Genomic DNA, 12,494 nt, shown 5'->3' on the forward strand with positions numbered 1-12,494 from the left:
GTGTCTTGCCCAATCATAGAGCTTGCTCAACAGTTAATTAAACGCCCTTCCCTCAGCCCGAACGACGAGGGCTGCCAGACACTCATGATTGAACGCCTGACAGCGATTGGTTTTACCGTCGAAGCAATGGATTTTGGTGATACCCAAAATTTCTGGGCATGGCGCGGCAAGGGAAAAACGCTGGCCTTTGCCGGACACACCGACGTGGTTCCCTGCGGGGATGAAAGGCAGTGGCAACATCCACCGTTTGAGCCGATCATTCGCGATGGCATGCTATATGGTCGCGGCGCGGCGGACATGAAAGGTTCACTGGCTGCGATGGTGGTTGCCGCCGAGCGCTTCGTCGCCGCACACCCTAACCACCAAGGGCGTATCGCATTCCTGATTACGTCGGACGAAGAAGCCAGCGCCGTTAACGGCACGGTAAAAGTGGTCGACGCGCTGATGGCACGCAACGAGCGGTTGGACTACTGTCTGGTCGGCGAGCCGTCCAGTACGCATGTCGTGGGCGATGTGGTAAAAAATGGTCGTCGGGGATCTATCACCGCGAATCTACACGTACACGGCGTGCAAGGCCATGTAGCCTACCCTCATCTGGCGGACAACCCTGTTCATCGTGCTGCACCAGCGCTTAACGAGTTGATTGCCACCGAGTGGGATCGAGGCAACGATTTCTTCCCGCCAACCACGATGCAGATTGCCAATATTCAGGCTGGTACCGGCAGCAACAACGTCATCCCTGGCGAACTGTTTGTACAGTTCAATTTCCGTTTCAGCACCGAATTAACGGATACGCTAATTCAGCAGCGCGTCGCGGAATTGTTGGATCGCCACCAATTGAATTACACCATCGACTGGAAACTCTCCGGCCAGCCGTTCCTGACCGCACGCGGTGAACTGGTTGATGCAGTGGTGAATGCCGTCGAGCATTACAACGAGGTGACTCCAGAGTTGCTGACCAATGGCGGCACCTCCGATGGCCGCTTCATCGCTCGCATGGGCGCACAGGTGGTTGAACTCGGCCCCGTCAATGCCACGATCCATAAAGTGGACGAATGCGTCAGCGCGGCAGACCTACAGCTGCTAAGCCGTATGTACCAGCGCATTATGGAGCAGCTCATCGCATGATGACGTCAGCTATGTTAACCGGTAAAAGCGACCAGCATCTGGTCGCTTTAGACGGTCGCCATCGCCTTCAGCCAGAGGCGGTAACGGCGTTTCTGGCACTACAGCAGGCTGCAAAAACGGCGGGATTTAACCTACAGCCCGCCAGTACGTTTCGTGATTTCGAACGCCAGCGTCAGATCTGGAATGGCAAATTTCTCGGTGAACGCCCCATCATGGATGCCAACAGCCAGCCGCTGGATGTGTCGTCTTTGAATGAAGGCGAGCGATGTGAAGCGATTCTGCGTTGGTCCGCCATGCCCGGCTCCAGCCGTCACCACTGGGGCAGCGATCTCGATATCTACGATCCCGATTTATTACCCGCCGACAGCTCGCTCCAGTTAGAACCTTGGGAATATGCAGAAGGCGGTTACTTTGCCTCACTGAATGCATGGCTGAGCGCGCACATGCATGAATACGGTTTTTATCGGCCTTATGCGCACGATCTCGGCGGTGTCGCAGTCGAACCCTGGCATATCAGCTATTATCCATTAGCACAGTATGCGGAAGAGCAACTTACACCGGAACTCATCCTTGCCGCCTGGCAAGATGAAGACATTGCAGGCTACCACTGGCTTTGCCAGAACTTGTCGCAGCTGTTTACCCGTTATATACATAATGTTGATGAGGCGTAAGCATGGCATGGCTGGCTGATTACTGGTGGATAATCCTGATTATCCTGATAGGCATGCTGATTAACGGCATCAAAGAATTGCGCAACGTTGACCATACACGTTTTCTGCTCAACAAACCCAAATTGCCCCCGCATCGTGACAACAACGATAAATGGGACGATGAAGACGACGACTGGCCGAAGAAAAACCCCTAAAAGCGGTTTTCGACAAACCACCTGCACGCGAGCTAAGCCTCATGCTGCGGGCGGTTTGGATTCTCACGCAGCGGGAACAAAACTTTCCGCCCGCTCCAGAAGAAAATCATAAAACGCTTTCGCACACACCGAAAGCTGACGCTCCCGATCTGTCACCCGGTAGATACCGCGCTGTAGCGATAAATCCCGGAATGGAATAATCGCGATATCTTTAGTGCTGGAACGGGAATAACGTCAGCACCGCCAGCACAATCTTCCCTTTATATCCCGTGGCATAAGACTTGATTTAACCAACAGCAGCATCATGGGTTTGCACCAACCGACAAGCAATATCAATGAAAGGGAATAATCTGATCCTGTTTTCCACTATAAGTTCGATTTATTCAACAAAACCATAGCGTGGTAAAACATTCATCTGTTGAAGAGCGTAAGGCATTGGTCCTTTAAAGCCAGCCCATAAAGGACCGGATATTTAAAGGAAACCAACACACAAGTCGCTTGAAATATGGCGGGGATAGATGTTTATTTGAGGTAGGACAACGCCTGTTTCAACATCCGTTCATCAATGCCGTGTCCGACAGCGGGGACGATATCCAACGTAAACGATGTACCCAGCTCCTGAAAGCGCTGGGCAGCAGCATGAGCATGCCCAACGACAATCACGCTGTCCGCTTCACCATGAATCAGGTGCACCGCAACATCAGCAAAGGCGTTTTCTGGCAATACCGCAAAGCGGCCGCTGAACGCGATAATGTGCCCGGCCAGCGAGCCCCCTAACTTCAACGCTTCCAGCGACATAATGCTGCCCTGCGAGAAGCCCACCAGCACAGTGTTTTCCGCGCTAATGCCACTTTGTTCCTGCCAGTGGCGCACGGTATCAACAAAGCGCGGCAGGTTTGCCTCAATACGGGATAGCCGATTCTCTTCTGTGACGCCCTGCACAGAGAACCACTGACGCCCGTCGCCATAGCCGGTGCTAAATGGCCCGGCAATGCTGATCACCCTCGCCTGCGGCAATGCGGTAGCAAAATAGCGCCCAATCTGTGCCATACCGGCTGCGGTATCCCCCACACCATGAAACAGCAGGATTAATCGATTCGCTTCCGTGGGTTGCTGAACAACAACATAGTCTTGATTCATCTTTTTCTCCTGAGGCATGCGCCAAACGCACTATCTGCCGCTATTCGTCATAAGATACGGTTAATTCTCACTATACGCCGCGTGCTGACAGGAGAAATCGGGAATTACTGAACGAGATGTTCCATTTTTTGCAACGACAAAGGGAGCGATCTCCCTGTCAGTGCGGCTTGACGATGCGAATCGTTGAGGCTGGATCGTTAACCAGACAGCGTGCTGGGCGCACCGGCCGTTTAACCAGTTCACCGCCGCAGTTCGGGCACGCATGATGAAATACGGCATTCGCACAGTCTGAACAGAACGTGCATTCATAAGAACAGATATACGTTTCGGTATCCGGCGGCAAATCACAGTCACAGTGCTCACAATTAGGGCGTAATTCCAGCATCGGCTTATCCTGAGTCAACAAAAATAATCGGTCTCTCACCGTCACTTTTCTGTGGTTATTGCACAAAGAGTAGTGAAGGGGACGGAGATGCTTTTCTACCAGAAACCGACGTTCATGCAAATGAGGTGTATTCACCAGAATAGCGCCCCTTCATTAACCACAGTCTGACTTTCCGAATCCCTGTTTTTTGGGGAGGCGGTTCTCCATTCGCAATAAGTACAGGGACACGACAATGACGAGGGCGGCGCCGCTATTTCGTTAAAAGAACATGTTTCATTAAAAGAAAATCATAACGCTATGGGAATTGCTTCGCCGTGCGCCAATCTGCAAATCACAGCTGAGCTAACGCCATCGCCAGCGACTCAAGGATGAGGCACATCCACCGTCTGGTTAACAGAACGCCCCCACTGCCGCCAGTGCTCACACCGCTGCACATCAAGATCGAGCAGTGCAGTGGCAGCCTCTTCGCGCCAGCATTTCAGGAGCGCTCTCTTGCCGGTCAACCCCAGCGCCGTCGCTAACCGTTCACCCTCTCCCGGTTTTTCCGCCAGCAGGCGTAGCGCAGGCAGCGGCAATGCGGAGTGAATCAACAGGCGGCAAAGCGCGGCGAAGCTGGCTTCCATCGGTCGATGCGCAAACGCAAATCCCGCCAACTCACGCCAGTCGCCTTCACTCAGCTCAATATTTTCTGTATTCAGCGCAATCTGTTCTGTCTGCGGCAGCGCAAGATGCAGCGGAATCAGATGCTGCAACCAATGCCAGTCACGTGCCAACTGTCGGCTTCCCTGCTCCACCAACTTATGCCCAGCCTTACTCAGCGGCAATATCGCCATCGCACTGTAACAGCCGCTGCTGGCTTCAAGATGGCTGCCAATGCGCACCAGTTGAAAACCACATGACTGCCAGAACGCCCAGAGTTCTGGCTGATAGCCGAAGCTGACCGACAGATAATCCAGCGCTTGCTGTTGCGCCTTGCGTATCTGGTCTGCGATGAGCCCCCGGCCAATCCCCTGTCGGCGGTATGACGATGCCACCGCTATCCGACTCACGCGACGCGCGCGCAACATCGGCGCATGCCACAAGCCGGCGTGAGCCGCTAGCGACTGCGCCACCAGATTGCCACGTGGTCGTCGCCGTCCGGCCCATACTTCATGAGCCAATGAAGCGGATAGACCTCCTTCCTCCACCAACCACAACACGCCACAAATATTGCCCGCCACCTGTGCGCTGGCAATATGCATACCCGGTGCATCCATCAGGCGGCGCAAATCCAGCGGTGACGTACGGTAATGCGCACTACACAATAGCGCGTAACACCATGCCAGACGCTCAGGGTGCGTTAGCCAGTCATCAGCATATTCGATTCGTCTGTCCAGCGCAGAAGGTGAAAGAGGCAGAGTGGGCGGCGACGGAGAATGAAACGCGTCGGGTTCGTTGAAGAGCAACGCCTGATCCAACACCCGTTCCAGTGGATCGTTAACAGCCCAGCGCAGAGGCTCGTCCAGCGTAAATGCCTGCCACTGTGGTAACGTCGCACAAAACTTGAGAAGAAATCCCCGTCCGGTACCTTCATACCCCTGCACCGTCGTGGTCATCAGAATACGGGAGAAATACGGCAACAACGCGGAAAGCACAGAAGACGGAATCGCCGCGGCTTCATCAATCAGCAACCAGTCGATCTCAGGCGCGCCATGAAGGCGACAGTGCTCCAGTAACGCATCCGGAGCCCAAAACTGCGCATCGGCTCGCGCGTGCTGTTGCAGAATATCCGCCGCGGCGCGAGAAGGAGCCGTAATCCAGCAAGCACCGCGACACCGCTGAGTCAGCATTCCCGCCAGCGCCGATTTCCCGCGTCCGCGCGGGGCGGTAACCACCAATACACCAGACTCAGCGGCGATTAGCTCATGGAGAATGCACTGCTGTCGCGCGGTCGGTTCACCGTTCGCAGGCTGCCAGTCCGATCGCAGGGCCAGTGGCCGAATGACGGCTTCCTGGCCCTGATGCCAGAGCACCACGTCCTCATCGGCCAACAGCTGGCGCTGAAAATGCTGGATAAAGTATGGGGTGGCAATCGGCTGTGCTTGTTCGCTCCAGCGCAGGCTGTCTTCATCCGGCAAGGTCGGCCATGTGTGCCACGGCGGCACCAGCATAATCAGCCAGCTACCGACCTGTAGCGTGCCTGACAGCATCGCCAGCGCTTCGACGTCCACGCCGTTGCGCGCATCAAACACTGCATGGAGAAACTCCCGTCCCAGCAGCGTCCGCACTCGACTGGCTAGCAGCGAGGTGACGGAATCAGGCGCGGATTCGCCGATCCACAGCCAGTCACCGGACAAGTGACGGCTGAACGCCAACGCCAGCTCTTCACTCCAGCCCGCTTCACCGCTCAGAACCAGCAGTCGCCTGATACCATAGCGCTGCTGCTGGTGTTGGCTGGAGAGAAAATCACGCCACATCATCACACACGCCGAATAAATCAAGTCTTGCCGATCAACAGCGAAAGCAGCCCGGCGGCGATCAATGGCCCGACGGGAACGCCGCGAAACAGCGCCACGCCCATGACCGTCCCCACCAGCAGCCCTGCCACAACGGAGGGCTGGTTGCTCATCAGCGAAACACCGCGTCCACCAAGCCAGGACACAACGACACCAATGAGAATCGCTAGCAGAGATTTCCAATGCAGGAAGGAATGCATCACTTCACTGGCGGTAATTTTTCCGCTGGCAATCGGTGCCATCACGCCAATAGTCAGAATAACGATACCGATGCTCAGGCCGTATTTTTCTACCCACGGGAAATAGCTGTTTAAAGGCGTGATACGTATCGCCAGCAAAACCAGAATCGCCAGCGTGACCGTCATATTGTGGCTAATGATACCCAGTCCCGCCAGAACGAGCAGAATTAACAATGTGGGATCGAGATAAGTCATGAGGTTCCTTGCTCATGGATCAAAAGAGAACTAATTATGACGCTGAGAGATGGTTAATCATAGCATCCAGGTCAAAAGGAATGTGGTATTCATCAATGCGGTAGGAAGGCGCAGAGTAACAACATGGCCCACGTTTCAGTGGGTCATGCGAGACAAACCGATGCATATATCAAAAGTACGTCGGCATAACCTCAACCACATTCAAGGCATCATCGACCAGACTCACTTGACGCCATTTATCAAACGTCAAACAAGGATGAGATGCCCCAAACGCGATAATATCGCCGACCTGTAGCGCATGTGTATCGGGAATATGCAAAAAGGCATGCTGATCCATCATTGCCGTAACCCTATATGACTCATCCAATATCTGAGGCTCCGGTGATGTTGTTCCAGCCGAATAATGGCGTAAAGGCTCGGGGTATCCAGCATCAAACGCGATGTCACGCTTCCCTAATGCAATAATCGCACAACCCGATTCAGGCAACGATTGCACTTGTGCCCAAACTTCCATGGCGGGTTGCAGAGCCGTTACCATATCAGAATGACGCTGTAATACCCCCAATTGTGCATTCTTGTATAAACCATGATCATGCACCAGATAGCAACCAGGCCGCAGTAAGGGAGTAAATAGTGTACTCGTCTGTAAATGAGCAAACGCTTCTGCTATCACGTCATACCAGGCAGAACCGGATGCCGTAACATACGGCCGAGGGATATCAAACAAGCCTTGCTTCTGTAACAATACCGCCGTTTCAACCAGATAAGCAGCAAATTGCTGAATATCACGATCAGGCTGATCACCGTGGATCACGCCTTCATAGCCTTCAATTCCCGTTAAAGCTAATGCAGGTGAATCCTTAATCGCGGCCAACACCGCCGCTATCTGTTCCGGCGTCCGGCATCCACAGCGCCCTTGCGCCACCCCAATTTCAAGCATGACGTTTAGCTGTAGGTCTTGGGCAGAGAAATATCGAGCAAGCGCCCGAACGTTGTCGGGGTTTTCCACCAAACAATGGAACTCCAATCCCCCCTGCCTCAACAATCCCGCGATAATAGCCATGTTCGGCTCACCAACTAACTGGTTTGCCATCAAAATACGTCTGACGCCATGATCATAAGCGACTGAGCTTTGCACTGCCGTCGCCAGCGTGATTCCCCATGCCCCCTGTTTTAACTGACGTTGAAATAGCGCGGGAGTCATGGTCGTTTTACCGTGTGGGGCTAATAGTGCCCGATGTGCATCCGCATAATTTTGCATCCAGCGTAAATTATGCTCTAACGCTTTCTGGTGTAGCACCAGCGCAGGTAAACTGACCTGAGTCATCACGTTGTCCCCTACTCGCGTTGCGCCCTTATTAACGTATGCCATAATTATCTGCTCCTCGTTATCTGCCTTGTTGGCCTGATAAACGTTGTTCCATCGACCGCGCGCACACGGTTAATACCTGACGATAGGTATGATGATTGGCATACGCATCGCCACGCGGCGCCACAATACAAAATGTTGCAATACAGTGCCCCTGTGTGTTGTAAATGCCGGCAGCAAAACAATGCGTATAGGTATCCGCAATGCTATCAAAAGAGAAAAAGCCTTCCCGGTGGGACTGCCGAATCTCCTGAATAAAAGTGTCAACGGATAGCCGTTTGCCATCTGGCAGAATGAAATCATCAGGGGGAACCAGCGCAAGAATGTCGTCATCGCTCAGATGTCCAAGCAGCAGCCTTCCTGAGGCCGTCCATGGAATAGGGATCGCTTCCCCAATCTCGGAGGAAATACGGAAAGCCCGTTCACCTTCACGCATTAATGCCACGTTGTACTTACGACCATTAAGCAAACACATTTGTGCCGTTTCATGCGTTTGTTCAACAATCTGCTCAAGAAAACCATCAGCTTCACGCGTGAAATCAAAATGGCTGAGATGTGCTTGCCCAAGGAAATAGAGTTCTCTTCCGAGATAAACCAAACCATCATGTCCCACGCTTTCCAGAATTTTTCGTTCTTGCAGCAAGGAAATTATCTCATAAACCGTTGATTTTGGAGCGTCAATGCCTTTTGCAATGTCATGTGGACGCATCGGTTTACGCTGCGTTTTCAGATAATCCATAATGTCAAAGGCCCGATCCAACCCACGCGTTCGCCGTTTTATCTCAGGAACCGCCATACTGCTCTCCCTTAATCAGGTTGCCTCCCAGTTATGCCACTTTATAAGCTATACAGTCGATTTCGACTTTACAATCCACCATCATGCTAGATTGCACACAGGCACGTGCTGGCGCATGATCGGAAAAATATTCCGCAAAAATCTTGTTAAAACTCCAAAAATCCCGTGGATCGTCCAGCCATACCCCGATCCTGACAACATGCTCCAACCCGTAACCCGCTTCTTGCAGAATAGCGATCACGTTCTGCATGGTCTTATGCGTTTGCGCGATGATACCGCCATCAATAATTTCGCCATTTTCCATCGCAACCTGACCAGAAACATACAACCAGCCATTCGCTTCAACGGCACGGGCAAACGGTAATGGCTGCCCACCTGCACCACGCTCACCTGCACCATAACGGGTAATACTCATATCGTTATTCCTCTTTCGTTGTCATTTTCGCTATTAAAAATGCGAATGTTTAATAAATTCGGCCAAACGGGATGATGCAGGATGATGAAATAGTTGGGCCGGCGGACCTTCTTCCTCTATTTTTCCCTGATTCATAAAAACAATACAATCAGAGACTTCATAAGCGAAGCGCATTTCATGTGTAACCAGTAGCATCGTCATTCCGTCTTCCGCCAGACTCTTAATAACCGCTAAGACTTCCCCTACTAATTCGGGATCCAACGCAGAAGTGACTTCATCAAACAACATCAGGCTCGGGTTCATCGCGATCGCGCGTGCTATCGCCACACGCTGTTGCTGACCACCAGAAAGCTGTCCTGGATAGTGATCACGACGAGCTAATAGACCAACACGTTCCAACCAGTGTTCCGCCGTCGCCACCGCTTCGTCTTTTGTCATTTTTTTTACTTTCAGCAACCCCAACGTCACGTTTTTTAATGCGGTCAAATGCGGGAAAAGATTGAACTGCTGGAACGCCATCCCTGTCATCGCACGATGTTGCGCAATCACTTTCTCCGGGTGACGAATCCGTTGTTGCTGCCGCTGGTAATAACCGATAGGTTCACCATTGAGTGTAATTTCCCCTTGCTGGAAGGTTTCAAGCAGATTCACGCAACGCAACAACGTTGTCTTTCCCGAACCACTCGAACCAATTAATGTAACGACATCACCACGGGATAATGTGAGATCGATGCCTTTTAGAACCTCTAACTGCCCATAATGTTTGTGTAATTCTTTAATCGCTAATAATGGGGATTGCGCCTGCGAATACTGGTTCGAACTCATGGTAATCTCACTTTCTTTTCCAAATAGTGGCCGCATTTTTCTATCGAAAAATTAATGATGAAAAACAGCAAACCGGCAAAGGCATAGAACGGTATCGTCATAAACGTTCTGGCAATCACTTGTTGCGAACTGAGTAAGAGATCCGCCACCCCAATGACAGATAACAGGGTTGACGCTTTGACGATTTCCGTAGCGGAATTAACCCAGGTAGGTAGGATCTGGCGCATAGCTTGCGGCAATTGGACATAGCAAAGCTCCTGATAAAACGTTAAACCAATTGCTTTCGCAGCTTCACTCTGCCCTTTCGGTACAGCCTGCAACGCACCACGTATGATTTCCGACACATGAGAGCTACAAAACATGGCAAGTGCCAACACCCCTGCTTCAAATGCGCCAATCGGCCATCCCATCGCTGGAGCAATATAAAAGCAAGCCAGAACCAACACCAACACAGGCGTCCCACGAATTACATCAATATAAAAGCGAAAAACCCAATTCACTGACCGACGTCCATAACACAACATCAGGCCGATCAAAACACCTAACAATGTCCCCAGCAAAATGGCTAATATCGAGCTGGACAATGTCACGACAAATCCTTGTGATAAAGTACTTCTGGCTTGCCAAAGCTGATACCACCAGTTGAAAGGATCGTTCATTTTTCCTCCTTAACGAACAAGCGCTAGCCGACGTTCAAACGCTCGCAATAGCGCAGCCATCAAGTAGCAGGTCGCGATATACAGCAGGCTGGTCACTAACCAGGTTTCGACTACGCGATAACTTTCCAGGTTAATTTTTCGCGCGTAGTACGTGAGTTCCGGTACGGCGATAGTCGCGGCTAGTGAAGTATCTTTAAACAAAGAAATAAAGTTATTGCTAAGTGATGGCAGTACATTGCGAAACATGATCGGAATGATGATGTTGCATTTTATTTGCCATTCTGTGAGTCCAATAGCCTGCCCGGCTTCCCGCTGACCTTTGGGAATACCCAATAGCCCCGCACGGAATACTTCCGTCAAATACGCCCCTGCATATAATGACAACGTAACGATAAATGACCCCAATTGATCCAGGCGAATCCCTAAACTGGGAAGCGCGAAATAAATCATCAAAATTAAAATCAAAATGGGAAGATTTCTGACAACGGTGACATACAACTTCGCTACCCATCGCAAAAATGCATTGCTCGATAACATGCAAAATGCGGACACTAACCCAACGCCACAGCCAATAGCGATAGAGATGAGCGCTAATCCAATTCCCATCCCCAATCCAGACAGTAATAAATCGGCGTTTTGCCACACAGAATAGAAATTAAGCTGATAAGTCATAACGTGGCCTCAATATGCCAGACGACGATATTCGTCTGGCATGGTGTCGCTATTTGTACTCAACAGGAAAACCGATCTGCGGTGTGTTGAGCGTTGCACCAAACCACTTTTTATAGGCAGTGGCGTAATCCGTAAAATCCACACCGGCCATAGCTTCATGCAGTGCAGTATTCACAAAATTAAGCCAATCCTGATCTCCACGCTTCATTGCGCAGGAATATGACTGAGGGCTCCAGGCATAATCGGGCGAATGGTAACGTCCCGGCGTTTGTACCATTAACCATTTGGCAGAGGATTGATCCGTCGCGACGGCATCGGCTCTCCCTGAATTCAGTGCCTGATACAACAGATCAACACTCTCATATTGCGAGACTTTTGCTTTCGGCAACGCTTGATGTACTAATTCTTCGGCGTAAACATTCTGCAACACCGCGACATTAACTGCGTCACCTGCCGTGTTCATGTCGCCTATCTGTTGATATTTGCTGTTTGCCAGCAATAACAACGATACCCCTTCCCGATAATAAGGGATCGTAAACGCTACCTGCTGTGCTCGTTGAGCCGTAACCGTCATAGCCTGACAAGTCAGATCAACCTTATCTGTCAGCAGATTCGGTACTCGGGCATCTGACGATTGCTGCACAAATCGAACTTTGGTGGCATCGTTAAACAATCCTTTAGCGATAATACGTGCGATATCAATATCAAATCCTTGTAACGAACCATCTGCACCCAGAAATCCCCAAGGCGCATTAGTGCTCCCAGTACCAACAACGACATAACCGCGTTTCAGCACATCATCTAATTTTGTTGCCTGTGCCTGCATCGCAAAACCTGAGATCGCAGCAAAAATAACTAATCCCCGGCTTTTTCTTATCATCAAACGTGTTAAATTGAACATAATTCACCCCAATTCCGTTATAACGAACCATAAAACACAGCAACGGAATTAATGCAGAAAACGATCCAAAAAATCACAAAAATAGAATGAAGGGAAAGAAATCAAATAAGATGTTGTTTAGTAATAATTAAAAATACATTCCCTACGGATTAGGAAAAGTTGATACAGACGTTTTGCGATACCATTCTCGAAACCAATGCGCCGAAAACGAGCAGTGATGCACTACGATGTACCACCATGATGTAAGAAAGAGAAAGATGAGGAATAAATCAGGAAAGGACTAAGAAATAGGGACACAAAATGGAATAACCCAAAAACGTCGCAATCAATGTGACCGCGACGTAAACGATTGCGCGAGACTGTAATTTAAATTGTGTAATTGCCTGTTTTTGATATGTTCACTCCAACAG

14 protein-coding genes are annotated in these 12,494 nt (G+C 50.8%); 3 read left to right on the forward strand and 11 right to left on the reverse strand.

The annotated features are described in order from the left end of the window. Genes dapE through ACKQAD_RS06010 form a run of 3 tightly spaced genes read left to right on the forward strand, consistent with a single transcriptional unit; the run spans window position 1 to window position 1,993 of the window. Window positions 1-1,128 carry a succinyl-diaminopimelate desuccinylase gene (gene dapE / locus ACKQAD_RS06000; RefSeq protein WP_409159307.1) on the forward strand — a complete coding sequence of 376 codons (1,128 nt, stop codon included), beginning with the start codon at window positions 1-3 and terminating at the stop codon, window positions 1,126-1,128. After that, entirely contained in the window at window positions 1,125-1,799 is a 675-nt protein-coding gene (locus ACKQAD_RS06005; RefSeq protein ID WP_409159308.1) for a M15 family metallopeptidase, read from the forward strand. The genes dapE and ACKQAD_RS06005 overlap by 4 nt, the downstream gene beginning before the upstream one ends. Window positions 1,800-1,801: 2 nt before the next feature. After that, complete coding sequence (locus ACKQAD_RS06010; RefSeq protein ID WP_409159309.1) at window positions 1,802-1,993, forward strand: hypothetical protein; 192 nt, start codon at window positions 1,802-1,804, stop codon at window positions 1,991-1,993. A 522-nt stretch (window positions 1,994-2,515) separates the two neighbouring features. Here ACKQAD_RS06010 and ypfH read toward each other — a convergent pair. From ypfH to ACKQAD_RS06065, 11 genes are all read right to left on the reverse strand, one after another. Further along, window positions 2,516-3,133 carry an esterase gene (ypfH, locus tag ACKQAD_RS06015; protein WP_409159310.1) on the reverse strand — a complete coding sequence of 206 codons (618 nt, stop codon included), beginning with the start codon at window positions 3,131-3,133 and terminating at the stop codon, window positions 2,516-2,518. A gap of 157 nt (window positions 3,134-3,290) precedes the next feature. Continuing rightward, entirely contained in the window at window positions 3,291-3,518 is a 228-nt protein-coding gene (locus ACKQAD_RS06020; protein ID WP_409159311.1) for a DUF1272 domain-containing protein, read from the reverse strand. Between the two features lie 362 nt (window positions 3,519-3,880). Further along, the gene (locus ACKQAD_RS06025) at window positions 3,881-5,977 is read right to left on the reverse strand and encodes a tRNA(Met) cytidine acetyltransferase TmcA (RefSeq protein WP_409159312.1); all 2,097 of its coding nucleotides are present in this window, start codon (window positions 5,975-5,977) and stop codon (window positions 3,881-3,883) included. A 17-nt stretch (window positions 5,978-5,994) separates the two neighbouring features. Continuing rightward, window positions 5,995-6,447: a DUF441 domain-containing protein gene (locus ACKQAD_RS06030; RefSeq protein ID WP_010301569.1), complete on the reverse strand. Its 453-nt coding sequence runs from the start codon at window positions 6,445-6,447 to the stop codon at window positions 5,995-5,997. Window positions 6,448-6,616: 169 nt separating this feature from the next. Then, window positions 6,617-7,819, reverse strand: a complete 1,203-nt coding sequence (locus ACKQAD_RS06035; RefSeq protein WP_409159313.1) for an amino acid deaminase — start codon at window positions 7,817-7,819, stop codon at window positions 6,617-6,619. A gap of 16 nt (window positions 7,820-7,835) precedes the next feature. Then, window positions 7,836-8,612: an IclR family transcriptional regulator gene (locus tag ACKQAD_RS06040; protein WP_409159314.1), complete on the reverse strand. Its 777-nt coding sequence runs from the start codon at window positions 8,610-8,612 to the stop codon at window positions 7,836-7,838. A 31-nt stretch (window positions 8,613-8,643) separates the two neighbouring features. After that, a complete protein-coding gene (locus ACKQAD_RS06045) occupies window positions 8,644-9,027 on the reverse strand; it encodes a RidA family protein (RefSeq protein ID WP_409159315.1) in 384 nt (127 codons plus the stop codon). A 33-nt stretch (window positions 9,028-9,060) separates the two neighbouring features. Continuing rightward, window positions 9,061-9,852, reverse strand: a complete 792-nt coding sequence (locus ACKQAD_RS06050) for an amino acid ABC transporter ATP-binding protein (RefSeq protein ID WP_409159316.1) — start codon at window positions 9,850-9,852, stop codon at window positions 9,061-9,063. Beyond that, a complete protein-coding gene (locus ACKQAD_RS06055; RefSeq protein WP_409159317.1) occupies window positions 9,849-10,511 on the reverse strand; it encodes an amino acid ABC transporter permease in 663 nt (220 codons plus the stop codon). The genes ACKQAD_RS06050 and ACKQAD_RS06055 overlap by 4 nt, the downstream gene beginning before the upstream one ends. 9 nt (window positions 10,512-10,520) lie before the next feature. After that, entirely contained in the window at window positions 10,521-11,183 is a 663-nt protein-coding gene (locus ACKQAD_RS06060) for an amino acid ABC transporter permease (protein WP_409159318.1), read from the reverse strand. A gap of 49 nt (window positions 11,184-11,232) precedes the next feature. Beyond that, on the reverse strand, window positions 11,233-12,084 hold the full coding sequence (locus ACKQAD_RS06065; RefSeq protein WP_409159319.1) for a transporter substrate-binding protein: 852 nt from the start codon (window positions 12,082-12,084) through the stop codon (window positions 11,233-11,235). Between the last annotated feature and the right edge of the window lie 410 nt (window positions 12,085-12,494).

The sequence above is a fragment of the Pectobacterium artocarpous genome (assembly GCF_046159765.1).
GTDB lineage: Bacteria > Pseudomonadota > Gammaproteobacteria > Enterobacterales > Enterobacteriaceae > Pectobacterium.

Excerpts from the sequence above, each read along its gene's own strand:
- ACKQAD_RS06030 (WP_010301569.1), bottom strand. The coding sequence starts at position 6,447 with ATGACTTATCTCGATCCCACATTGTTAATTCTGCTCGTTCTGGCGGGA.
- ACKQAD_RS06040 (WP_409159314.1), bottom strand. The coding sequence starts at position 8,612 with ATGGCGGTTCCTGAGATAAAACGGCGAACGCGTGGGTTGGATCGGGCC.
- ACKQAD_RS06010 (WP_409159309.1), top strand. The coding sequence starts at position 1,802 with ATGGCATGGCTGGCTGATTACTGGTGGATAATCCTGATTATCCTGATA.
- ACKQAD_RS06020 (WP_409159311.1), bottom strand. The coding sequence starts at position 3,518 with ATGCTGGAATTACGCCCTAATTGTGAGCACTGTGACTGTGATTTGCCG.
- ACKQAD_RS06025 (WP_409159312.1), bottom strand. The coding sequence starts at position 5,977 with ATGATGTGGCGTGATTTTCTCTCCAGCCAACACCAGCAGCAGCGCTAT.
- ACKQAD_RS06045 (WP_409159315.1), bottom strand. The coding sequence starts at position 9,027 with ATGAGTATTACCCGTTATGGTGCAGGTGAGCGTGGTGCAGGTGGGCAG.
- ACKQAD_RS06065 (WP_409159319.1), bottom strand. The coding sequence starts at position 12,084 with ATGTTCAATTTAACACGTTTGATGATAAGAAAAAGCCGGGGATTAGTT.
- ACKQAD_RS06050 (WP_409159316.1), bottom strand. The coding sequence starts at position 9,852 with ATGAGTTCGAACCAGTATTCGCAGGCGCAATCCCCATTATTAGCGATT.
- ACKQAD_RS06060 (WP_409159318.1), bottom strand. The coding sequence starts at position 11,183 with ATGACTTATCAGCTTAATTTCTATTCTGTGTGGCAAAACGCCGATTTA.
- ypfH (WP_409159310.1), bottom strand. The coding sequence starts at position 3,133 with ATGAATCAAGACTATGTTGTTGTTCAGCAACCCACGGAAGCGAATCGA.
- ACKQAD_RS06035 (WP_409159313.1), bottom strand. The coding sequence starts at position 7,819 with ATGGCATACGTTAATAAGGGCGCAACGCGAGTAGGGGACAACGTGATG.
- ACKQAD_RS06005 (WP_409159308.1), top strand. The coding sequence starts at position 1,125 with ATGATGACGTCAGCTATGTTAACCGGTAAAAGCGACCAGCATCTGGTC.
- ACKQAD_RS06055 (WP_409159317.1), bottom strand. The coding sequence starts at position 10,511 with ATGAACGATCCTTTCAACTGGTGGTATCAGCTTTGGCAAGCCAGAAGT.